Raw genomic sequence first — 21,759 nt, 5'->3', positions numbered from 1 at the left:
CCCCGCCAAGACAAATCCGCCCGTTCGCCCTAGAATGGCGGTAATTTTTTCCGGTGAAGCGATATGAACGACCAGCGCAAAGGCGACCACGCCGAACCCACCACCCATTTCGGCTACCAGGACGTGCCTGAAAGCCAGAAGGCGAAGAAAGTCGCCGAAGTGTTCCACTCGGTAGCAGCCAAGTACGACCTGATGAACGACGTGCTTTCCGGCGGCATGCACCGCCTGTGGAAGCGCTTTACCATCGAGCTGTCAGGCGTGCGCAGCGGTAACCGCGTGCTGGACATCGCCGGCGGTACCGGTGATCTGGCGGCCAAGTTCTCGCGTCTTGTCGGGCCGACCGGGCAAGTGGTGCTGGCCGACATCAACGATTCGATGCTCAAGGTTGGCCGTGACCGCCTGCTTGACCGTGGCGTGGCCGGCAACATCGAGTTCGTCCAGGCCGACGCTGAAAAGCTGCCGTTCCCGGACAACCACTTCGACTGCGTGACCATTGCTTTCGGCCTGCGCAACGTCACCCACAAGGACGCCGCCATCCGTTCGATGCTGCGCGTGCTCAAGCCCGGTGGCCGCCTGCTGATCCTGGAGTTCTCCAAGCCGACCAACAAGCTGATGTCCAAGGCCTACGACGCCTACTCGTTCGCCTTCATGCCGCTGGCTGGCAAGCTGATCACCAATGACGCCGAGAGCTACCGTTACCTCGCCGAGTCGATCCGCATGCACCCTGACCAGGAAACCCTGAAGAGCATGATGGTCGAGGCTGGTTTCGACCGCGTCACCTACCACAACATGACCAGCGGCATCGTTGCCGTGCACCGGGGAATCAAGCCCTGATGTTGCTGGCCGGGCTGCTCGCCAGCGTCGAACATGGCCTGAACCGCGTCCTGCGCCTGGACAGCACGGCCCTGCCGCGGCTGGCCGCGCTGGAAGGCAAAGTCATCGAGATCGACTGCCGCCAACCGGCCCTGCAGGTTTTCATCCTGCCCGATGAAGAGGGCCTGATGCTCGCCGCCCATTGGGAGGGCGAGGTCGACTGCCGCCTGCGCGCCCCCGCCGGTAGCCTGGCGCAACTGGCCTTGGTCAAGGACAAGACCGCTGTACTGCACAGCCCGCAGGTCGAGCTGCACGGCGACAGCGCCGTACTACTCGACCTGTTCGGTGTGCTGCAGGACCTGGAGCTGGACTGGGAGCACGAGCTGCAACGCTGGCTTGGCCCGGTCGCCACGGCAATGCTGGCCGGCCATATCCGCCTGCGCGCTCGCTGGACTCGCCAAGGCCTGGCACGTTTCAGCCAGAACCTGTCCGAATACCTGGCCGAAGAATCCCGTACCCTGGTCGGCAAGCGCGAAGCCGAAGCCGCCTTCAGCGAGCTCGATGCCTTGAAGCTTGATACAGAACGCCTCGAAGCGCGCCTCAAGCGCCTCTCCCGATCCCTTGATACCAGCGATAACGCATGAAGCTGCTCGCCGTCCGACGTCTTTTTCGCATCCAGCGTGTGGTGATCCGCTACCGCCTCGATGACCTGCTGTTCGACCAGCCCTTGCTGCCCTGGTGGCTGGCCAGCCTGCGCCTGTTGATGCCGTGGCGCTGGCTGCCACGCAAGCCCACCGAACTCAGCCGTGGCGCGCGCCTGCGCCTGGCACTGCAGGACCTGGGGCCGATCTTCATCAAGTTTGGCCAGCTGCTGTCCACCCGCCGCGACCTGCTGCCCCCCGACATCGCCGACGAGCTGATGCTGTTGCAGGACCGTGTGCCACCGTTCGACCCGAAAAAAGCCGTGGCCTTGATCGAGGAACAGCTCGGTGCGAAGGTCGGCGAGGTGTTCAGCCGTTTCGACGTCGAGCCTCTGGCCTCGGCCTCGGTGGCCCAGGTGCACGCCGCACGCCTGAAAACCGGCGAAGAGGTGGTGGTCAAGGTGGTGCGCCCGGGCCTGAAGCCGGTCATCGCCCAGGACCTGGCCTGGCTGTTCCTGATCGCCAAGGCCGCCGAACGCGCCTCGGCGGATGCCCGTCGCCTGCACCCGGTGGAAATCGTCGGCGACTACGAAAAAACCATCTACGACGAGCTCGACCTGCTGCGCGAGGCTGCCAACGCCAGCCAGCTGCGGCGCAACTTCGAAGACTCCGAGCTGATGTACGTACCCCAGGTGTACTGGGACCTGTGCCGCCCCAAGGTGCTGGTGATGGAGCGCATCTACGGCGTACCGGTGACCGACATGGCCACCTTGGCCGACCAGCGCACCGACATGAAGCTGCTGGCCGAGCGCGGCGTGGAAGTGTTCTTCACCCAGGTGTTCCGCGACAGCTTCTTCCATGCCGACATGCACCCTGGCAACATCTTCGTCAGCACGGTCAAACCGTGGAGCCCACAGTACATTGCCATCGACTGCGGCATCGTCGGCAGCCTCACCGCCGAGGACCAGGACTATCTGGCGCGCAACCTGTTTGCCTTCTTCAAGCGTGACTACCGCCGCGTCGCCCAGTTGCACATCGACTCGGGTTGGGTGCCGGCAAACACCAAGGTCAACGAGTTCGAAGCAGCGATTCGCACCGTGTGCGAGCCGATCTTTGAAAAACCGTTAAAAGATATTTCCTTCGGCCAGGTGCTGATGCGCCTGTTCCAGACCGCACGGCGCTTCAACATGGAAGTGCAGCCACAGTTGGTATTGCTGCAGAAAACCCTGCTCAACATCGAAGGCCTGGGCCGACAGCTGTACCCCGACCTGGACCTGTGGAGCACCGCCAAGCCGTACCTCGAACGCTGGATGCGCGACCGCTATAGCCCCAAGGCCGTGTTCGGCAACCTGCACAGCCAGGTAGAGCAACTGCCGCACCTGGCCGGCATGACCCGCGACCTGCTCGAGCGCCTGTCGCAGCCTCACCTGCACGATCCACAACTGCCGGAACGGCGCCGCCAGGGCGACCGCTGGGCGCTGCGCCTGCTGGGCGCCGGCCTGCTTGGCGGTGGCGCAGTTTTGGCTGCAGGCGCTGCCGAAACCGCCAGCCTGGCCGCCCCGGCCGCCTGGCCAGCCTGGTTGATGCTGGCTGCGGGCCTTTACCTGATCGTGCGCCAATAGCCAGCCGCGCCTGTGGCTGGCACACTAGCGCAAAGGGCCCGGCACAGGAGCGGGCCCGCTTTGGAGTCGACGATGAAAGACTGGCTGGACGAGATCAAGTGGAACAGCGATGGCCTGGTACCGGCGATCGCCCAGGACCACAAGACCGGACGCGTGCTGATGATGGCCTGGATGAACCGTGAATCGCTGGCCCTGACCGCCGCCGAGCAGCGTGCCATCTACTGGTCGCGTTCGCGTGGCAAGCTGTGGCGTAAAGGCGAGGAGTCCGGGCATGTGCAAAAACTGCATGAGTTGCGCCTGGACTGTGACGCCGACGTGATCATCCTGATGGTCGAGCAACTGGGCCATATCGCCTGCCATACCGGTCGTGAAAGCTGCTTCTACCGCGTCTATGAAGACGGCCAGTGGAAAATCGTCGACCCGGTCCTGAAGGACCCGGATGCCATCTACAGCGCAGGACATTGACATGAGCGACACCCTCAACCGCCTGGCCGAAGTGCTTGAAGAACGCAAGCAAGCGGCGCCTGACAGCTCCTACGTGGCCAGCCTGTACCACAAGGGCCTGAACAAGATCCTTGAAAAGCTCGGCGAAGAGTCGGTCGAAACGATCATTGCTGCCAAGGATGCCCAGATCAGCAAGGATTACAGCGATGTCATCTACGAAACCGCCGACCTGTGGTTTCATAGCCTGGTGATGCTCAGTGCGCTGGGCCAGCATCCGCAAGCCGTGCTGGATGAGCTGGAACGCCGCTTCGGGCTTTCCGGGCATGATGAAAAGGCCGCACGCCAGCCTTCGGCCTGAGCACAACGCATTCTAGGAGAGCACCATGGGTATTTTTGACTGGAAACACTGGATTGTCCTGCTGGTCGTCGTGGTCCTGGTGTTCGGCACCAAGAAACTGAAGAACTTCGGCAGCGACCTGGGCGAATCGATCAAGGGCTTCCGCAAGGCCATGAACGAAGAAGAGAGCAAGCCGGCCGAGCAGACTCCGCCGCCTGCCCAACCTGTGCCACCGGTGCAAAACACCGCGCAGCCGCAGCAAGGCCACACCATCGAAGGCCAGGCCCACCCGGTCCAAGAGCCGCAGCGGAAAGACTGACCCATGTTCGGCATCAGTTTCAGCGAGCTCCTGCTCGTCGGCCTGGTCGCCCTGCTGGTGCTCGGTCCCGAGCGCCTGCCGGGTGCCGCGCGCACGGCAGGCCTGTGGATCGGCCGGCTCAAGCGCAGCTTCAACAGCATCAAGATGGAAGTGGAGCGCGAAATTGGCGCCGACGACATCCGCCGCCAGCTGCATAACGAGCACATCCTGCAGATGGAAGAGGAAGCCAAGCGCATCCTCAACCCAATGACGCCACCCGCGAAGCCGCCGGTCACCACAGCCAGCGTGCAGCCACCTGCCGGGCTCGAAGCCAGGCCGGTCGAAGCACCTGCTGCCCCGGCCGCACCGTCTGAACCGCCTCAACCGCCGCGAGCCCCATGAGCGAGAATCCGGAACACGACCAGCCGATGCCGCTGGTTTCGCACCTGACCGAACTGCGCACCCGCCTGCTGCGCTGTGTTGCCGTCATTTTCCTGATCTTTGCCGGGCTGTTCTCCTTCGCCCAGCAGATCTACACACTGGTTTCCGCGCCGCTGCGCGAGCACTTGCCGGCCAACGCAACGATGATCGCCACCGATGTGGCCTCGCCGTTCCTCACGCCGTTCAAGCTGACCATGATCGTGGCGCTGTTCCTGGCCATCCCGTTCATCCTTCAGCAGATCTGGGGTTTTATCGCGCCAGGGCTGTACCGCCATGAAAAGCGCATCGCCATTCCACTGTTGGTGTCGAGCATCTTCCTGTTCTATGCCGGCATGGCATTCGCCTACTTCCTTGTATTCCCGCTGATCTTCGGTTTCTTCGCCAGCGCCACGCCAGAAGGCGTTTCGATGATGACCGACATCGCAAGCTACCTCGACTTCGTGATGACGCTGTTCTTCGCCTTTGGCGTGGCCTTCGAAATCCCGGTGGCGGTGGTGCTGCTGGTGTGGATCGGCGTGGTCGACGTGAAGTACCTGAAGAAAGTCCGCCCGTATGTGATCATCGGCTGCTTCGTGGTCGGCATGGTCCTCACCCCACCGGACATCTTCTCCCAGACCCTGCTGGCCGTGCCCATGTGGCTGCTGTTCGAGATCGGCGTGCTGTGCGGCAGCCTGATCCGCAAGCGCAGCGCCCACGACGAAACCGCCGACGACCATAACGACCAGCCACCAGCGACCCAACCGTGAACCTGCTGCTTCTTGAAGAGGCCGACTTCGTCTCGGCCAACCGCGTCGTTCTTGCTGATCGGCGCTTCACCCATATGCAGGAAATCCACCGCGTGGCAGTGGGCGACAACCTGCGCGTGGGCCGTATCAATGGCCTGATGGGCAAGGCCACGGTGCTGCGCCTGGAAAAGCACGAAGCCGAACTTGAAGTGGCCTTCGACCAGCAGCCACCGGCCAAGCTGCCGCTAACCCTGGTGCTGGCAGTGCCTCGACCAAAAATGCTGCGACGGCTGTTCCAGACCGTGGCCACATTGGGCGTGCCGCGGCTGATCCTGCTGAACAGCTACAAGGTCGAGAAAAGCTTCTGGCAAACACCTTTTCTACAGCCCGAGAGCATTCGCGAAAACCTGATCCTGGGCCTGGAACAGGCACGCGACACCGTGCTGCCCGAAGTGATCATTGAAAAACGCTTCAAGCCTTTTGTCGAAGACCGCCTGCCCACCATCGCCGCCGGCACCCTGGGCCTGGTCGGCCATCCCGGCCCCTACCCAGCCTGTCCGCGCGCCGTAGAACAAACCGTTACCCTGGCCATTGGCCCCGAGGGTGGCTGGATCCCCTACGAGATCGACCTGCTGGGCAAGGCAGGCCTGGCGCCGGTACAGCTGGGTGATCGCATCTTGCGGGTGGAGACCGCCGTTACCGCGCTGCTTTCGCGTATTTTCTGACACAAACACCACTTTTTCGCCCATCAAGTTTCCCTCTCCCGGGCCGATGGCCTTGGCAACAATACAATTATTTGTGCTGCCAAGCCGCCGGGGAGTCGAACATGTATCAATGGTTAGCCCAATCGTTGGGCAATGTGAGCGTCAATCGCAAACTGGGGCTGGGTTTCGGCCTGGTGCTGCTGTTGACCTTGGCGATTACCCTGACCGGCTGGTACGGCATGGACAGCATCATCGACCGTGGCGACAAACTGGGAAACATCTCTGTCATCCAGCAATACACCCAGGAATTGCGCATCGCCCGCCAGCATTACGATCGCCGCCGCGACGAGGCTTCGCTGGCAGAACTGGAAAAAGCCCTGAGCAACCTCGACCGCCAGGTGCAGCGGATGCTTGGCCAGATCGAACAACCCGCCGACCGCCAACGCCTCGAACAGCAACGCGAGGCAGTGCGCACCTACCAGCAGGCATTCAACGAGCTTAAGCAAGCCGACCAACGCCGCGAAGCCAGCCGTGATGTACTGGGTAGCAGCGCCGATAAAGCCGTGGAGTTGATAGGCCGTGTACAGCGCAGCCTGCTGCAAGACGCAGACATCAACCAGTACCAGCACGCGGTGGACGTCAGCGCCCTGCTGCAACAAGCGCGTTTCCAGGTGCGTGGCTACACCTACAGCGGCAATGCCGAATACCAGCAAACGGCACTGAACGCCATCGACCAGGCTTTGGCCGAACTGCGTGCACTGCCGGCCAAGGTGTCTGCCGAACATGCTGCCAGCCTGGATGACGCCGCCACAGCCATGGGCGGCTACCGCGATGCGGTGACCCAGTTCGGCGATGCCCAGCTCGCCAGCGAGCAAGCGTTGCAACGCATGGCTGAACAAGGCACGGTACTGCTGCAGGCCAGCCAGATGATGACTACCTCGCAAACCGAGGTGCGCGATGCCACTGCCGCGCAGGCCAAAACACTGCTCGCAGTTGCCACCGTGCTGGCACTGGCCTTTGGCCTGCTGGCCGCCTGGGCCATTACCCGGCAGATCATCATCCCTCTGCGCCAAACACTGCGCGCCGCTGAGCGTGTGGCCAGCGGAGACCTGACCCAGAGCCTGCAGGTGCAACGCCGCGACGAACTGGGCCAATTGCAAGCCAGCATGCATCGTATGACCCAAGGCTTGCGTGAACTGATCGGCGGTATTGGCGACGGCGTGACGCAGATCGCCAGCGCTGCCGAGCAGCTGTCGGCGGTGACAGAACAGACCAGTGCCGGCGTCAACAACCAGAAGGTCGAAACCGACCAGGTGGCGACCGCGATGAACCAGATGACTGCCACCGTGCACGAGGTGGCACGTAATGCCGAACAGGCTTCGGAAGCCGCCTTGATGGCCGACCAGCAGGCCCGCGAGGGCGATCGCGTGGTGGGCCAGGCGGTGGCACAGATCGAGCGCCTGGCAAGCGAAGTGGTCAACTCCAGCGAAGCGATGAACCTGCTCAAGACCGAAAGCGACAAGATCGGCAGCGTACTCGACGTAATCAAATCGGTGGCCCAGCAAACCAACCTGCTGGCCCTCAACGCGGCAATCGAAGCCGCCCGCGCCGGTGAGGCCGGGCGTGGCTTTGCCGTGGTTGCCGACGAAGTGCGCAGCTTGGCCCAACGCACACAGCAGTCGACCGAAGAGATCGAAGAGTTGATTGCCGGCCTGCAAAGCGGCACCCAACGGGTGGCCAGCGTGATGGACAACAGCCGCCAACTGACCGACAGCAGCGTCGAGCTGACCCGCCGCGCCGGCAGCTCGCTGGAAACCATCACCCGCACGGTGTCGTCGATCCAGGCGATGAACCAGCAGATTGCCACGGCGGCCGAAGAGCAGACGGCGGTGGCCGAAGAAATCAACCGCAGCGTGATGAATGTGCGTGATATTTCCGACCAGACCTCGGCGGCGAGTGAGGAGACGGCCAGCTCCAGCGTGGAACTGGCGCGGTTGGGTACCCATTTGCAAGGGTTGGTTGGGCGGTTCAGGCTGTGATCTGAACCAGCGGTCGCCCGGTCGGGCCTCTTCGCGGGTAAACCCGCTCCTACACACATGCACAGGCCTTCGTAGGAGCGGGTTCACCCGCGAATGGGCCAGGCCGGCTGGCCAATCTCCACCCGCCGTTCACCGTTGCCGGCACCACTGTATTCGCGGGTAAACCCGCGCCTACACACATGCACAGGCCGTCGTAGGAGCGGGTTCACCCGCGAATGGGCCGGCCCTGCTGGCCAATTTCCACCCGCCGTTCACCGTTGCCGGCACCACCGTATTCGCGGGTAAACCCGCGCCTACACACATGCACAGGCCGTCGTAGGAGCGGGTTCACCCGCGAATGGGCCGGCCCTGCTGGCCAATTCCACCCGCCGTTCACCGTTGCCGCCGCCACCGTATTCGCGGGTAAACCCGCGCCTACACACACGCACAGGCCGTCGTAGGAGCGGGTTTACCCGCGAAGAGGACGGCACAGGACGAAATATATCCTACTGTTCGCGGCGAACTTTCCTACCTGTTTATCAGGTCAAGTCCTACAGCTCCGCTGCCGATGGGCAGAGATGTGATGCCAGCCATGCGCCTGCATCCTTTCTCTCACTCGCTCGGAGATTCCCCATGCTTGGCTCCCTCAACCGCAAGCTCGGCAACATCAGTGTCGCCGCCAAGCTGGCCCTCGGCTTCGCCGTGGTCCTGCTGCTCACCCTGGCCACCACCATCAGCGGCTGGCGTGCCCTGGATGGTGCCATCGTGCGCTCACAGCAACTCAGCGAAATAGGCCTGATCAACGACCTGACAAAAGACCTGCGCGCGGAACGCATCACCTACCGCGTGCTCAACGACGATGCCAGCAGAGCACGCATCAGCAACATCCTCGACCAGCTCAACAGCATGCTGACCACCCTGCAACAACGCAGCAACGTCGATGAGTCACGGCAGTTGCTGACAGAAAAAATGGCATTGTTGCAGAACCTGCGCGACACCTTCAGCGAACTGCAGCGCAGCGTCGCCAGCCGTGTAGCCCTCCGCGAAGCCCTTCAGGCGCAGGAGCATGCACTCAGCGAGGCGATTGACCAACTGCAGACCCAGGCCTTGCTGAAAATGCCTGACAACAGTCAGCAAAGTGGTGTGCTGGGCCTGATGGATACCCTCAGCCGGCATGTCGAAGGTGCCAACCAGCAAAGCCTGGTTCCCGCCTACACCTTCGCCCCGGTCGAGGATTTTGCCAAAGTCGGTGATAACGCCCTGGATGCCGCCGACAATAGCCTTGCGCAACTGCTTGAAGGCCTTGCGCCGCTGGGCTTGCCACGCGCCATCACTGAGCAACCGGGTGTCGAGCTAAGCAAGTACCGCACCAGCCTGGATCAGTATCGCCGCGCCGCCGTACGTGTGGAGCAGTTGCAGAACAACATGGAAAACATGGGCAACGAGCTGCGAACGGTGAGCCTCGAACTGGGCAAACGCAAGGTCGAACAACGCGACAGAGAGGCCTTGGCCGCCCGGTCGCTGCTGACCAGTGTGGCGCTGCTGGCCATGGTGGTAGGGGCGCTGGCCGCCTGGCTGATCACCTTGCAGATCACCCAGCCGTTGCGCCAGACACTGGCCGTGGCAGCCCGCATCGCCAAGGGTGACCTGAGCCAGGTCGACACCGTGCAACGTCGCGACGAAATGGGGCAGCTGCAAACCAGCATGCGCGAGATGACCTTGAGCCTGCGCGAGCTGATCGGTGGCATTGATCAGGGTGTCGGCCAGCTGTCACAGGCCGCCACACAGTTGGCGGCCAGTAGCGAAGACACCAAGCTGCGCATCAATCAGCAGCGCGAGGAAACTGACCAGGTGGCGACTGCCATGAACCAGATGAGCGCCACCGTGCAGGAAGTGGCACAGAACGCCGAGCAAGCCTCGCTGGCCGCGACCAGCGCTGACCAGCAGGCCCAGGTGGGTGACCAGGTCGTCGCCGAAGCCATCGGCCGTATCGAACAGCTGGCCGGGCAGATGGACCATTGCCTGGCGGCCATGCAGCACCTGGCAGGCGAGAGCCAGCGGATTGGCAGCATTCTCGATGTGATCAAGTCGGTGTCCGAACAGACCAACCTGCTGGCGCTGAACGCAGCGATCGAAGCGGCACGGGCCGGTGAAGCCGGGCGCGGTTTTGCCGTGGTGGCCGATGAGGTGCGTGGCCTGGCACAGCGCACGTCGACGGCGACCGAAGAGATCGGCCAACTGATAGACAGCCTGCACAACGGTACCGACGAAGTGACCCGCTTGCTGGACAGCAGCAAGAGCCTGACCGAACAGAGCGTGGAGCTGAGCCGCAGGGCCGGGCACGCACTGAGCCAGATCACCGACACGGTGTCGAGCATTCAGGGCATGAACCAACAGATCGCCACCGCCAGTGAAGAGCAAAGCGTGGTGGCCGAGCAGATCAACCGAAGTGTGATCAATGTGCGGGATGTTTCGGATCAGACCAGCGCGGCCAGTGAGCAGACGGCAGCCTCGAGTGGAGAACTGGAGCATCTGGGGCAGCAATTGCGGGGGATGGTGGGGCGGTTCAGCCTCTGACTTCGCCTCGCCCTCTTCGCGGGCAAGCCCGCTCACACAGGTACATCACCCCCATCAAGGCAGTGGTGGACATGCAGGAGCGAGCTTGCCCGCGAAGAAGCCAGCGCGGTTACAGCACCTGGCGCAGGAATGCCTGCGCACGCGGGTCTTTCGGCGCAGCGAAGAACGCGGCCGGGGCCGAATCTTCCAGCAGTTTGCCGTGGTCGAAGAACAGCACGCGGTCAGCCACTTCGCGGGCGAAGCCCATTTCGTGGGTGACGCAAACCATGGTCATGCCTTCCTGGGCCAGGGTCTTCATCACGTCCAGCACCTCACCGACCATTTCCGGGTCAAGCGCCGAGGTAGGCTCGTCGAACAGCATCACTTTCGGGTCCATCGCCAGGGCCCGGGCAATCGCGACCCGCTGCTGCTGGCCGCCAGAAAGCCGTGACGGGAATTCGTTGGCCTTCTGCGCGATACCGACCTTTTCCAGCAGCGCCCGGGCCTTGGCCTCGCGGTCAGCCTTGTTGCGCTTGCGCACCACCTTCTGCGCCAGGCACAGGTTTTCCAGCACAGTCATGTGCGGGAACAGGTTGAAGTGCTGGAACACCATGCCGACTTCGCGGCGGTAGGCATTGATGTCGGTCTTGGGGTCGGCCAGTTGCAGGCCATCGATGGCCACATGGCCTTGGTCGAAATGCTCCAGGCCGTTGAGGCAGCGCAGGAACGTCGATTTGCCCGACCCCGACGGGCCGAGCACGACCACCACTTCGCCCTTGGCGACCTGAGTGGTGACGTTATCCACAGCCCTTACCACCTGGCCACGGGTGTCGAAGACTTTCAGCAAATCACGGACTTCAATCACTTTGCGCAAGCCTCCGCTCGAGCCGGCTGGCAATGTGCGACAGCGGCAGGTTGATCAGCAGGTACAGGCCTGCCACGCAGAACCAGATCTCGAAGGTAGAGAACGAGGTGGTGATGGCCTCACGGCCACTCTTGGTCAGCTCGGTGATGGCGATCACCGACACCAGCGAGGTGTCCTTGACCAGGCTGATGAACTGGCCGGCCAGGGGCGGAAGCACGCGCTTGAACGCCTGCGGCAAGATCACATGGCGCATCGACTGGCCAGCGTTCAGGCCCAGCGACCGGGCAGCCTCGTTCTGGCCCTTGGCGATCGACTGCACGCCTGCACGGACGATTTCGGCCACGTAAGCACCAGTAAACAATGCCAGCGCCGCTACCCCGGCAAACTCGCGGGACAGGTTGAGCACGGTGCCGATGAAGAAGTAGAAGATGAAGATTTGCACCAGCAGCGGCGTGCCGCGCACCAGCTCGACATAGACGGTCGACAGGTCGCGCAGGGTCGGGTTGTTCGACAACCGGCACAATCCGGCGAACAGGCCGATCACCAGGCCCAGCGCCCCGGACACCACCGAGATCCACAAGGTGGTCCACAGGCCCCATGCCAGCGGGCCAGCGGCCCAGTGGCGGGTTACCCCAATCTGGTCGCCTTCGGCAACATCGTCGCCGCGGCTCAGTTGCAGGCTGTCCTTGGCCACATCGAGCACTTGCTCGGCACCACTTTCGTCCTTCAGCGTGACGCGAGCGTTGTCACCGGAGATGACGATTTCCTGCACATTGCCGTAGCCGGCAGCGCGTTGTGTTTCCTCGGCCTTGTAGGCGAAGTACTGCGGTACGCGGTTCCAGCGCCACTCGTAGGAAATCATCGAGGTGGCCATGTAAAGGCTGAGCGCCAGGCCTACCAGGACCAGGGCAGTCAACCCATGCCAAGGCCACTGGGCTTTCTTGTGTTTGATCACGTGGGGTACTTCCGTAAATGCGAACGCGCAGGGTTTGCCTGCGCGTCGGGGTCATAAAGCCGGGCTTGTGGCCTGAGCCTTATTCCATTTCCTTCAGCCAGTCCTTGTTCTTGAACCACTTATCGTGAATACGATCGTAGGTCCCGTCGTGCTTGATCTGGTGCAGGAAGTTGTTGATGAAGTTGATGCTGTCGTAGTCGCCTTTCTTCAGGCCGAAGGCCAGCGGCTCGTAGGTGAAGGGTTCTTCGAGGAACAGCAGCTTGCCGGCGCCGGCTTTCTCTACCGCCACCACGTTGTACGGCGCGTCATAGACAAAGGCGTCGGCCTTGCCATTGACCACGTCCATCACCGCTTCCTGCTCGTTGTCGTAACCGTGGTACTTGGCTTTGCTGATCAGCTTCTTGGACACCATTTCGCCGGTGGTGCCAAGCTTGGAGGTCAGGCGGTACTTCTCGTTGTTCAGGTCCTTGTACGACTTGATCTCGCCAGCCAGCTCCTTGCGGATCAGCAGGGTCTGGCCAACCACGATGAAGGGTTCGCTGAAGTTCAGGCGCAGATTGCGCTCCTGGGTCAGGGTCATGCCGCTGCCGATCATGTCGAACTTGTCGGTCAGCAAGGCCGGGATGATGCCGTCATAGGCGGTGGACACTGCCTCGAACTTCACGCCCATGGACTTGGCCATGGCTTTGAGGATATCGACTTCGAAGCCGATGATCTCGCCACGTTTGTTGGTCATCTGGAACGGCATGTAGGTTGGGTCCATGCCCACCCGCAAGGTGCCGCGCTTGACCGCGTCATCGATGGCGCCCGCCTGGGCCGCGGTCACGGCGACCAGGGCGGTCACACCGACCAGCAGTCGCGAAAGGTATTTCTTGATCATCACCAAGTCCCCTAGCAAGAAAAGTAGCGAATCTTATTGTGTTGGCACGGCCGTACTGGCCGAAGCGTCGTATCGGAGAGGGATGCTAACGCATGGCGGCCCGTGGACCTAGAGCCGCGGGGGGACTTTGTTGGCCAAAATGAGGGGGCTAGGCCAAAAAGCTTCGCGGGTGAACCCGCTCCTACAAGGGCATGTGTATCCCTGGTAGGAGCGGGTTCACCCGCGAAGAGGCCCGATCAGGCGCCCCGCAGGAGCGGGTTCATCGGGGCGCCGAACCGCCGCGAACAGGCCCGATCAGGCGCCGACGAGTGCCGGTTGGCCTGCGTTTTCCGGGTGCAACGGCAACAGCGGCGAATGCGGGTCATTGTTGATCGACGCACGCCACACATCGATCCAGGCCGCATTGTGCTCGGCCCACACCTGCTCGTGCAGGCGGCTCAGTGCCACCGGGTCGCTGAGCAGAGCCAGGCGAGTATTGAGGTCCAGGCCTTTTGGCCCGACTTCAATTGCCTTGGCAACGCGCTCGGCACGCAACGCTTCAATCGGTGCCGCCTGGCCATGGCGGGCAGTGGCCATGGCGCAGGCCAGGGCGTTCTGCCGCGGGTCGACCACAGCCCGCACGAAACCATCATGCAAGGCATGCCAGCGGTTTTCGTGGGTGTACTGGTCGGTAGCCAACAGCTCTTGTGGGGTGGCGTATTCCTCTGGGATGAGGAACAGCTTCTCGTCCTTGGCCGCCAGGCCCAGGCGGGTGCGGCTGGAAATCACCGATACCGGGATCGACAGCACCAGCGAACCGACGATAGGCGCCAGCCACCACAGGAAGCTCGGGTTCAACCACGCCACCAGTGCGGCCCAGGCAACGCCCAGCAGCGTCTGCGGGCCATGCCGGCGCACGGCTTCGCCCCACGGCGTGGAGTCGTCGTCACGCTGCGGCGAGTTCCAGGTCGCAGCCCAGCCAAGGAACGCGGCCAGCACGAAGCGGGTGTGGAAGATCATGCGTACCGGTGCCAGCAACATGGAGAACAGCATCTCCATCAGCATCGACAAGGTGACCTTGACGCGTCCACCGTACTCGACGGCGCCCTTGGCCCAGATCAGGATGACGCTAAGCAGCTTGGGCAGGAACAGCAGCACAATGGTGGTGGAGAACAGCGCCACAGCCTTCTCCGGGTGCCACTGCGGCCACAGCGGGTAAAGCTGGTACGGCTCGATGAAATACTGCGGCTCCATCAGCGTGTTGGTCGCCAGCAGCGCGGTCGACAGCACCAGGAACAGGAACCACAGCGGCGCCGACAGGTAAGACATCACCCCGGTGAGGAACACCGCACGGTGAACCGGGTGCATGCCCTTGACCAGGAACAGGCGGAAGTTCATCAGGTTGCCGTGGCACCAGCGGCGGTCGCGCTTGAGCTCGTCGAGCAGGTTTGGCGGCAGTTCTTCGTAGCTGCCCGGCAAGTCGTAGGCAATCCACACACCCCAGCCGGCACGGCGCATCAGCGCGGCTTCGACGAAGTCGTGGGAAAGGATGGCACCGGCGAACGCGCCCTTGCCCGGCAACGGCGCCAGGGCGCAGTGCTCGATGAACGGCTTCATGCGGATGATCGCGTTGTGGCCCCAGTAGTGCGACTCACCCAACTGCCAGAAGTGCAGACCGGCAGTAAACAGTGGGCCGTACACGCGGGTAGCGAACTGTTGCATGCGTGCATACAGGGTATCCATGCCCGAGGCTTTCGGCCCGGTCTGGATGATGCCGGCGTCCGGGTTGGCCTCCATCAGGCGCACCAGGCTGCTCAGGCACTCGCCACTCATGACGCTGTCGGCGTCGAGCACAACCATGTACTTGTACTCGCCACCCCAGCGACGGCAGAAGTCGTCGAGGTTGCCGCTCTTGCGCTTCACACGGCGCCGACGGCGGCGGTAGAAGATGCGGCCAAAGCCTTTGGTTTCGCGGCACACATCCAGCCAGGCCTGTTGCTCGGCCACGGCAATGTCGGTGTCGTTGGTGTCGCTGAGCACAAAGAAGTCGAACCGGTCGAGGTTGCCGCTGGCAGCCACCGACTCGAACGTTGCGCGTAAGCCGGCGAACACCCGCGGCACGTCTTCGTTGCAGATCGGCATCACCAGCGCGGTACGCGCCTCGGGTGCGATCGGCTCGTTGCCTGCGCTGCTGCCGGAAATCTTGTATTTGTCGCGCCCGGTGAGCAGCTCGAGGAAGCCCATCAGCGCGGTCCAGAAGCCCGCCGACACCCAGCAGAACAGGATGCCGAAGAGAATCAGGATGGAGGTTTGCAGGGCATACGGCCACACCTGCACCACCGTGTCCCACAGCGGCTGGTTGACGATTTCGTCAAAGTCCACGAACGACCAGCCCTGGTACGGCAGGATGCCTTTCATGTACCAGCCAGCGACGATAGTCTGGCCGATCATGAGCGTCAGCAGGATGTAACGGCGGATCGAGCCAACCGTGCGCCAGCGGGCCGGCGGCAGCTCGCGCTTGGGCGGCTGCGGGGCGTTGGGGCGGCCGGTCATGCGTCGCCACATGCGGATCAGCACATTGGTGCGCCATGGCTCGGGCACGACCTTGGTGCGCTTGATCGGTGGGGCGATCTTCAGGCACAGGCGACCGCTGCCGTCGACGCCGAGCATTTCGGCGTCTTCCAGCTCGGCGGCGCTGCCCACGGTCAGGCGCGGGCCCACCGAGGCCTGCACGGCCTCGGCAGAGCTGGCGGCCGGGTTGGCCGCCAAGCGTTGGTGTAGCTCACTGAACGAGGTGCAGCTGGCAAGTTCAGCCCGCTGCTCGTCGCTCAGGGGTAGGTGGGCCAGGTACTCGCCAAGCGATTCCGGCCTTGCGCTTGAGTTACTCATCGGCAGGCAACTGATAGCTCCAGGTCTCGGTCAGCACCTTCTCGGTGGTGGCCGGGGCCCCGTTGGTGGGCGCCGCATCGGCGGCAGGTTGTTCGGCCTTGGCAGATTGCTCAGCCTTGACGGCTTTCTCGGCCTTGGCATGCTTGGCTGCGGCCTTGTCCTGCTTGGCGTCCTGGGCAGGCTTGGCGGGCTCGACCGGTACATCACGCACCAGTGCGGCGCGCATTTCGGTCGACTTGTTGGCTTCCTTGACCTTCAGGCGCAGGGTCAGGCGCCAGCCCTTGGTCTCAGGGTTATAGCGCAGATTGTTCTCGACCACCTCGGCGTTGTCGCCCACGCTGATCTGGCTGCGCACGGCGGTGTCTTCCGGCAGGGCCGCAAGCGCCGGGCCGGCGAAGTCGACCAGGAATGCCACGCTGCCATCTGGCTGGCGGATCAGGTTGGACTGCTTGACGTCACCCGTGGAACGCAGGGTCTGCTTGACCGAGCCCAGGTCAGGGGCCTGGAACTTCGGCTCGTCGATGGTCCAGTGCAGGCGGTAGGCGTACTCGAACGGTTTACCTGGCTCCGGCAGTTTCTCCGGGCTCCAGAAGGCCACGATATTGTCGTTGGTCTCGTCGGCGGTCGGGATTTCGACCAGGTCGACGCTACCCTTGCCCCAGTCACCCTTCGGCTCGATCCAGGCGCTTGGGCGCTTCTGGTAGTTGTCGTCGAGGTCTTCGTAGTCGCTGAAAGCACGCTGACGCTGCATCAGGCCGAAACCACGCGGGTTCTCGACGCTGAAGTTACTTACAGCCAGGTGTTTCGGGTTGTTCAGCGGGCGCCACAGCCACTCGCCGTTGCCGGCATGGATCGACAGGCCTTCGGAGTCATGCAGTGCCGGGCGGTAGTTGAGCACCTTGGACGGCTGGTTGGGGCCGAACAGGTACATGCTGGTCAGCGGCGCAATGCCCAGGCGGCTGACATGGTCACGCAGGAACACGCGGGACTGCACGTCGACCACGGTGTCGTTGCCTGGACGCAAGGTCAGCTTGTAGGCGCCGGTAGAGCGCGGCGAATCCAGCAGCGCGTAGATCACCAGGTGCTTGTCGGCTGGCTTGGGCTTTTCAACCCAGAACTCGGTGAAGCGCGGGAATTCTTCGCCCGACGGCAGGGCGGTGTCGATGGCCAGGCCACGGGCAGACAGGCCGTACACGTGGCCCTTGCCGACTACGCGGAAATAGCTGGCGCCAAGCAGGGTCATGATCTCGTCCTGCTTGTCGGCCTTGTTGATCGGGTACAGCACGCGGAAGCCTGCATAACCGAGGTTTTTCGTGGTTTCCGGGTCGTGCGGCACGTCACCGAACTCGAAGCGGTCCGGGTCGTACTTGATTTCCTCGACCTTGGTGGCGGTGACCTCGTTGATTTTCACCGGGGTGTCGAAGTGCATGCCCTGATGATAGAACGACAGTTTGAACGGGGTCTTGTCCTTCGCCCACTCGGCCTTTTCCTGCAGGAAACGGATTTTCTGGTAGTCCGCGAACTTCATGTCGCGGAACACGGCCGGCAGGTTGCTTTTGGGCGCGTCGTACTTCTGGCCGGCCAGATCCTTTGCCTTGGCAGCAACATCGTCAAGATTGAATGCCCACAGCTGGCCCGCGCTCATCAGGCCGACCAGAGCCACACTGGCCATCAGCGCCTTGCGTAGCCCGACGCTGGGGATTCTTGATGCTTTTTGGGGACTAACAATCACGAGCAACCCTCGCCGAAAACAGATCATGAAACCAACGGCCAGCGACAAATGCCGGGTTGGCGAGCACTGTTCGGACCCCGCGAGGGCGTAATGATTCCCCAAACGGATCCAGACAATGCTCGAGTCAGAGTGAAACGGACCTACGAACGCAGGTCCATGCAGCGCGCGATTATCCAGCAGGTTGCGTGACAACGCATCAGGCTGGAGCAACTATTTATCGTACAAAACCCCTTGTTTTCCTGTGAACAAAGGGTTTTTTGACCTCATATTTGTAACATAAATGTTACCGGGCCATCATTGACCAGGTGCACCTGCATATCTGCACCAAAACGGCCGCTGGCTACGTCGGCGTACTGTGCTTTTGCCTGTTGCAAAAGATAGTCGAACAACTCGGCGCCGAGGGCCGGTGGCGCTGCGGTCGAGAAGCTTGGGCGCATGCCGTTGCGGGTGTCGGCCGCCAAGGTGAACTGTGACACCAGTAGGAGGCCACCCCCGACATCCTTGAGCGACAGGTTCATCTTGCCCTGCTCGTCACTGAACACACGGTAGTTCAGCAGCTTGTGCAACAGCTTATCGGCCTGTTCACGGGAATCTTCAGGCTCGACCGCGACCAGCACCAGCAACCCTTGATCGATGGCGCCGACCACCTCCCCCGCCACTTCAACCCGCGCACCGCGCACGCGCTGCAGCAGGCCCCTCATGCTTCTTCCAGGGGCAGGTCGAGCAGGCGCCGGGCCATCTGGTCGGCGGCACGCACCAAGGCATCGGTGATGCCAGGCTCGGAAGCCGCGTGACCGGCGTCACGGATCACTTTCAACTCACTGTTCGGCCAGGCCTGGTGCAACGCCCAGGCGTTGTCCAAGGGGCAGATCACATCGTAGCGCCCATGCACGATCACCGCCGGCAGGTGGGCGATTTTGGGCAGATCGCGGATCAGCTGGTCCGGTTCGAGGAAGGCGTTGTTCATGAAGTAGTGGCATTCGATGCGGGCGATCGACAGCGCCCGCTGCGGTTCGGAAAAGCGGTCGACCACCAGCGGGTTGGGGCGCAGGGTGGCGGTACGGCCTTCCCAGGTGGACCACGCCTTGGCGGCGTGCATCTGGGCGATCTGGTCGTTACCGGTCAGGCGCTTGTGGAAGGCCCTGACGAGATCGCCGCGTTCCTCCGGTGGAATCGGTGCGATGTAGTCCTGCCAGTAGTCGGGGAACAGGCGGCTGGCGCCTTCCTGATAGAACCACTCGATTTCCTGCGGCCGGCACAGGAAGATGCCGCGCAGGATAAGGCCGTGCACGCGTTCTGGGTGAGCCTGAGCGTAGGCCAGGGCCAGGGTCGAGCCCCAAGAGCCACCAAACAGCACCCACTTGTCTATGCCAAGGTGTTCGCGAATGCGCTCCAGGTCTTCGACCAGGTGCCAGGTGGTGTTGTTCTCCAGGCTCGCATGGGGCGTGGAGCGGCCACAGCCGCGCTGGTCGAAGGTGATGATGCGGTACAGGTTGGGATCAAAGTAGCAGCGGCTCTGGGCGTCGCAGCCAGCGCCAGGGCCTCCGTGGATGAACACCACGGGCAGACCTTCCGGCGAGCCGCTTTCGTCGACATAAAGCACATGCGGCGCTTCCACGGCCAGATCGTGCCTGGCGTAGGGTTTGATCTGCGGGTAGAGGGTCTGCATTGCGCACTCCGTGTGAGGATTATTCGGCCGTGGGCCATCATAAACCTGAATTGCGCTTTCAGCACCGTCCTTGCTGACGCGTTCGAACGGCGCGAATTGACCCTTGCGCAGATTTCCGGCAACTGCCTCCCACGGTGCCTGGCGACGCCGATAGCGTCGCCGCCTCCACTCAACGCTTGTAACGCGCGTCGCCCCACGCCAGCAGCGCTTGCAGTAGCTGCCTCAAGACCGCTTGCGTCGGTTGCGCCAAGTCTTCCCGGTAGGCAAACGGCTCGACTTCCTCCATATAGGTGCTTTGCGCCAGCTCCAGTTGCACAGCATGGATATGGTTGGCCGGGTCGCCATAATGCCGGGTGATGTGACCGCCTTTGAACCGACCATTAAGCACATGGCTGTAACCTTGCACCTCGGCGCACACACCCTGCAGCCGCTCAGCCAGTGCCGGATCGCAACTGGCGCCGTTGAAAGTACCCAGGTTGAAGTCCGGTAGCTTGCCGTCGAACAGGTGCGGGATCAGCGAACGGATCGAATGGGCATCCCACAGCAGCGCATAGCCAAACTGCTCACGCAAGCGGTCCAGTTCACGACGAATGGTCGCGTGATAAGGGCGCCAGATTTGCTCCAGATAGCGTTTGCGCTCTTCGCCAGACGGCGCCAGCCCGTCTTTGAAGAGAGGTTCGCCGCCGAACAACGTCGCCGGGTACAAGCCCGTGGTGGCGCCGGCGTACAGCGGCTTGTCGTCGTCCGGACGGTTCAGGTCGATGACGAAGCGTGAGTACTCTGCGGCCACCACGCTGGCACCCAAGTCACGGGCAAAGTCGTACAACTGCGGGATGTGCCAGTCGGTGTCCGGCAAGCTTTGCGCCTGGTCGACCAGGCCGTCGCGCACGGCGTCGGTCAGACGCAAGCCAGCGTGCGGCATGCTGATCAGCAGCGGCAGGCGACCTTGGTGAAAACTCAATACCTTGTCCATCGTGCCTCGCTCAGTTGGAGATTTCGTGGCCCATGCGCACTACGCGCTTGGGCAGGTCGCCACCCAGCCAGTAGGCCAGGTCGGCGGGGCGTTCGATTTGCCAGGCAACGAAGTCGGCCACCTTGCCCACTTGCAGCGAGCCGTGACTGTCACCCAGGCCCAGCGCCGTGGCGGCGTGCACCGTAACGCCTGCCAGGGCCTCTTCCGGTGTCATGCGGAAGCAGGTGCAGCCCATGTTCAGCATCAACCGCAGCGACAAGCCTGGCGAGGTGCCGGGGTTGAGGTCGCTGGCCAGGGCAATCTTTACCCCGTGGCGGCGCAATGCATCCATTGGCGGCAGCTGGGTTTCACGCAGGAAGTAGAAAGCACCCGGTAACAGCACGGCAACCGTGCCGGCGTTTGCCATGGCCACGGCGTCTTCCTCTGTCATGAACTCCAGGTGGTCAGCCGACAGTGCCTGGTAACGCGCGGCAAGGCTTGAGCCGTGCAACGATGACAGCTGTTCGGCATGCAGCTTGACCGGCAGGCCCAGTTCGCGCGCCTTGATGAACAGCCGCTCGACCTGGGCCGGCGAGAACGCGAGGTGTTCGCAGAAGGCATCCACCGCATCCACCAGGCCTTCGCCGGCCAGGGCCGGCAACATCTCGTCACTGATGTGCGCGATGTAGTCGTCGGCCCGACCCGCGTACTCCGGGGGCAAAGCGTGCGCCGCCAGGCAGGTGGCACGCACCGTCAGCGGCAGCTCGTCAGCCAGGCGCCGGGCCACTCGCAGCATCTTGCGCTCATTGGCCAAGTCCAGGCCGTAGCCGGACTTGACCTCGAGGGTGGTCACGCCATCGCGCATCAGTGCCTGAACGCGCTGGCGAGCACTGGCGAACAGCTCGTCTTCGCTGGCCGCCCGGGTAGCCCGCACGGTACTCGCGATACCCCCGCCCTGCGCGGCGATTTCGGCATAGCTCACGCCCTGCAGGCGCTGCTCGAACTCGCCGCTGCGGTTGCCACCGAACACCGCATGGGTGTGGCAGTCGATCAGGCCGGGGGTGACCCAGGCCCCCCCCAGGTCAACCGTGCAGTCAGCTTCGACCGGTGCCAACTCGGCGCGTGGGCCTATCCACTCGATCAGCCCGGCGCTGGTGACGATCGCCGCGTCCTCGATGGCCGAGTAACGGCCATCGGCCATGGTTGCAACATGGCATTGCTGCCAGAGGGTTCTCATGC

General features: G+C 62.9%; 20 protein-coding genes and 2 pseudogenes. 13 read left to right on the top strand and 9 right to left on the bottom strand.

What is annotated here, in order from left to right; translation table 11 throughout:
- Nucleotides 1–63 precede the first annotated feature (63 nt).
- From ubiE to ACK59Z_RS20055, 13 genes and pseudogenes are all read left to right on the top strand, one after another.
- Nucleotides 64–834, top strand: a complete 771-nt coding sequence (gene ubiE / locus ACK59Z_RS20115) for a bifunctional demethylmenaquinone methyltransferase/2-methoxy-6-polyprenyl-1,4-benzoquinol methylase UbiE (RefSeq protein ID WP_004576729.1) — start codon at nt 64–66, stop codon at nt 832–834.
- The gene (locus ACK59Z_RS20110; protein WP_003249286.1) at nt 834–1,457 is read left to right on the top strand and encodes an SCP2 domain-containing protein; all 624 of its coding nucleotides are present in this window, start codon (nt 834–836) and stop codon (nt 1,455–1,457) included. Before ubiE ends, ACK59Z_RS20110 begins: the two co-directional genes overlap by 1 nt.
- Complete coding sequence (gene ubiB, locus ACK59Z_RS20105) at nt 1,454–3,076, top strand: ubiquinone biosynthesis regulatory protein kinase UbiB (RefSeq protein ID WP_004576731.1); 1,623 nt, start codon at nt 1,454–1,456, stop codon at nt 3,074–3,076. Before ACK59Z_RS20110 ends, ubiB begins: the two co-directional genes overlap by 4 nt.
- 72 nt (nt 3,077–3,148) lie before the next feature.
- A complete protein-coding gene (gene hisI / locus ACK59Z_RS20100; protein ID WP_003249284.1) occupies nt 3,149–3,541 on the top strand; it encodes a phosphoribosyl-AMP cyclohydrolase in 393 nt (130 codons plus the stop codon).
- Between the two features lies 1 nt (nt 3,542).
- Nucleotides 3,543–3,878, top strand: coding sequence for a phosphoribosyl-ATP diphosphatase (locus ACK59Z_RS20095; RefSeq protein WP_003249283.1), 336 nt, complete (start codon nt 3,543–3,545; stop codon nt 3,876–3,878).
- Nucleotides 3,879–3,903: 25 nt separating this feature from the next.
- Complete coding sequence (locus ACK59Z_RS20090) at nt 3,904–4,176, top strand: twin-arginine translocase TatA/TatE family subunit (RefSeq protein ID WP_003249282.1); 273 nt, start codon at nt 3,904–3,906, stop codon at nt 4,174–4,176.
- Nucleotides 4,177–4,179: 3 nt separating this feature from the next.
- Complete coding sequence (gene tatB, locus ACK59Z_RS20085) at nt 4,180–4,557, top strand: Sec-independent protein translocase protein TatB (RefSeq protein ID WP_003249280.1); 378 nt, start codon at nt 4,180–4,182, stop codon at nt 4,555–4,557.
- Complete coding sequence (gene tatC / locus ACK59Z_RS20080) at nt 4,554–5,342, top strand: twin-arginine translocase subunit TatC (protein WP_003249278.1); 789 nt, start codon at nt 4,554–4,556, stop codon at nt 5,340–5,342. Before tatB ends, tatC begins: the two co-directional genes overlap by 4 nt.
- Nucleotides 5,339–6,046: a 16S rRNA (uracil(1498)-N(3))-methyltransferase gene (locus ACK59Z_RS20075; protein WP_012053922.1), complete on the top strand. Its 708-nt coding sequence runs from the start codon at nt 5,339–5,341 to the stop codon at nt 6,044–6,046. The genes tatC and ACK59Z_RS20075 overlap by 4 nt, the downstream gene beginning before the upstream one ends.
- Nucleotides 6,047–6,147: 101 nt before the next feature.
- Nucleotides 6,148–7,209 (top strand): annotated as a pseudogene (locus ACK59Z_RS20070) (methyl-accepting chemotaxis protein); the annotation flags it as partial.
- Nucleotides 7,192–8,064 carry a methyl-accepting chemotaxis protein gene (locus ACK59Z_RS20065; RefSeq protein WP_370626950.1) on the top strand — a complete coding sequence of 291 codons (873 nt, stop codon included), beginning with the start codon at nt 7,192–7,194 and terminating at the stop codon, nt 8,062–8,064. The pseudogene ACK59Z_RS20070 and the gene ACK59Z_RS20065, both read left to right, overlap by 18 nt.
- A gap of 612 nt (nt 8,065–8,676) precedes the next feature.
- Nucleotides 8,677–9,717, top strand: a pseudogene (locus ACK59Z_RS20060) (methyl-accepting chemotaxis protein); the annotation flags it as partial.
- A gap of 9 nt (nt 9,718–9,726) precedes the next feature.
- Nucleotides 9,727–10,620: a methyl-accepting chemotaxis protein gene (locus tag ACK59Z_RS20055; protein ID WP_405124605.1), complete on the top strand. Its 894-nt coding sequence runs from the start codon at nt 9,727–9,729 to the stop codon at nt 10,618–10,620.
- A 109-nt stretch (nt 10,621–10,729) separates the two neighbouring features.
- Here ACK59Z_RS20055 and ACK59Z_RS20050 read toward each other — a convergent pair whose 3' ends face one another.
- From ACK59Z_RS20050 to hutI, 9 genes are all read right to left on the bottom strand, one after another.
- Nucleotides 10,730–11,464, bottom strand: a complete 735-nt coding sequence (locus ACK59Z_RS20050; RefSeq protein ID WP_003249271.1) for an amino acid ABC transporter ATP-binding protein — start codon at nt 11,462–11,464, stop codon at nt 10,730–10,732.
- On the bottom strand, nt 11,457–12,419 hold the full coding sequence (locus tag ACK59Z_RS20045; protein ID WP_409293599.1) for an amino acid ABC transporter permease: 963 nt from the start codon (nt 12,417–12,419) through the stop codon (nt 11,457–11,459). The genes ACK59Z_RS20050 and ACK59Z_RS20045 overlap by 8 nt, the downstream gene beginning before the upstream one ends.
- Before the next feature lie 79 nt (nt 12,420–12,498).
- Nucleotides 12,499–13,296: a transporter substrate-binding domain-containing protein gene (locus ACK59Z_RS20040; protein WP_029380729.1), complete on the bottom strand. Its 798-nt coding sequence runs from the start codon at nt 13,294–13,296 to the stop codon at nt 12,499–12,501.
- A gap of 297 nt (nt 13,297–13,593) precedes the next feature.
- Nucleotides 13,594–16,167 carry a glucans biosynthesis glucosyltransferase MdoH gene (gene mdoH, locus ACK59Z_RS20035; protein ID WP_003249265.1) on the bottom strand — a complete coding sequence of 858 codons (2,574 nt, stop codon included), beginning with the start codon at nt 16,165–16,167 and terminating at the stop codon, nt 13,594–13,596.
- Nucleotides 16,160–17,899 (bottom strand): glucan biosynthesis protein G, encoded by a 1,740-nt coding sequence (locus ACK59Z_RS20030; RefSeq protein ID WP_003249263.1) that lies wholly within the window; start codon nt 17,897–17,899, stop codon nt 16,160–16,162. The genes mdoH and ACK59Z_RS20030 overlap by 8 nt, the downstream gene beginning before the upstream one ends.
- A gap of 263 nt (nt 17,900–18,162) precedes the next feature.
- Nucleotides 18,163–18,600, bottom strand: coding sequence for a D-aminoacyl-tRNA deacylase (dtd, locus tag ACK59Z_RS20025; RefSeq protein ID WP_003249262.1), 438 nt, complete (start codon nt 18,598–18,600; stop codon nt 18,163–18,165).
- Nucleotides 18,597–19,568: a prolyl aminopeptidase gene (pip, locus tag ACK59Z_RS20020; RefSeq protein WP_003249260.1), complete on the bottom strand. Its 972-nt coding sequence runs from the start codon at nt 19,566–19,568 to the stop codon at nt 18,597–18,599. Before pip ends, dtd begins: the two co-directional genes overlap by 4 nt.
- A gap of 169 nt (nt 19,569–19,737) precedes the next feature.
- Nucleotides 19,738–20,541, bottom strand: a complete 804-nt coding sequence (hutG, locus tag ACK59Z_RS20015; protein WP_003249258.1) for an N-formylglutamate deformylase — start codon at nt 20,539–20,541, stop codon at nt 19,738–19,740.
- Between the two features lie 10 nt (nt 20,542–20,551).
- On the bottom strand, nt 20,552–21,757 hold the full coding sequence (hutI, locus tag ACK59Z_RS20010; RefSeq protein ID WP_409293598.1) for an imidazolonepropionase: 1,206 nt from the start codon (nt 21,755–21,757) through the stop codon (nt 20,552–20,554).
- Between the last annotated feature and the right edge of the window lie 2 nt (nt 21,758–21,759).

Origin of the sequence: Pseudomonas sp. KCJK9058, assembly GCF_046230975.1 — a bacterium.
In the GTDB taxonomy this organism is placed as follows: Bacteria; Pseudomonadota; Gammaproteobacteria; order Pseudomonadales; family Pseudomonadaceae; genus Aquipseudomonas; species Aquipseudomonas alloputida.
This window is presented reverse-complemented; position numbering and strand designations above follow the sequence as displayed.

What these genes read in the sequence shown, in the direction of transcription:
- ubiE (WP_004576729.1), top strand. Translation starts at nt 64, where the DNA reads ATGAACGACCAGCGCAAAGGCGACCACGCCGAACCCACCACCCATTTC.
- ACK59Z_RS20110 (WP_003249286.1), top strand. Translation starts at nt 834, where the DNA reads ATGTTGCTGGCCGGGCTGCTCGCCAGCGTCGAACATGGCCTGAACCGC.
- ubiB (WP_004576731.1), top strand. Translation starts at nt 1,454, where the DNA reads ATGAAGCTGCTCGCCGTCCGACGTCTTTTTCGCATCCAGCGTGTGGTG.
- hisI (WP_003249284.1), top strand. Translation starts at nt 3,149, where the DNA reads ATGAAAGACTGGCTGGACGAGATCAAGTGGAACAGCGATGGCCTGGTA.
- ACK59Z_RS20095 (WP_003249283.1), top strand. Translation starts at nt 3,543, where the DNA reads ATGAGCGACACCCTCAACCGCCTGGCCGAAGTGCTTGAAGAACGCAAG.
- ACK59Z_RS20090 (WP_003249282.1), top strand. Translation starts at nt 3,904, where the DNA reads ATGGGTATTTTTGACTGGAAACACTGGATTGTCCTGCTGGTCGTCGTG.
- tatB (WP_003249280.1), top strand. Translation starts at nt 4,180, where the DNA reads ATGTTCGGCATCAGTTTCAGCGAGCTCCTGCTCGTCGGCCTGGTCGCC.
- tatC (WP_003249278.1), top strand. Translation starts at nt 4,554, where the DNA reads ATGAGCGAGAATCCGGAACACGACCAGCCGATGCCGCTGGTTTCGCAC.
- ACK59Z_RS20065 (WP_370626950.1), top strand. Translation starts at nt 7,192, where the DNA reads ATGCATCGTATGACCCAAGGCTTGCGTGAACTGATCGGCGGTATTGGC.
- ACK59Z_RS20055 (WP_405124605.1), top strand. Translation starts at nt 9,727, where the DNA reads ATGGGGCAGCTGCAAACCAGCATGCGCGAGATGACCTTGAGCCTGCGC.
- mdoH (WP_003249265.1), bottom strand. Translation starts at nt 16,167, where the DNA reads ATGAGTAACTCAAGCGCAAGGCCGGAATCGCTTGGCGAGTACCTGGCC.
- dtd (WP_003249262.1), bottom strand. Translation starts at nt 18,600, where the DNA reads ATGAGGGGCCTGCTGCAGCGCGTGCGCGGTGCGCGGGTTGAAGTGGCG.
- pip (WP_003249260.1), bottom strand. Translation starts at nt 19,568, where the DNA reads ATGCAGACCCTCTACCCGCAGATCAAACCCTACGCCAGGCACGATCTG.
- hutG (WP_003249258.1), bottom strand. Translation starts at nt 20,541, where the DNA reads ATGGACAAGGTATTGAGTTTTCACCAAGGTCGCCTGCCGCTGCTGATC.
- hutI (WP_409293598.1), bottom strand. Translation starts at nt 21,757, where the DNA reads ATGAGAACCCTCTGGCAGCAATGCCATGTTGCAACCATGGCCGATGGC.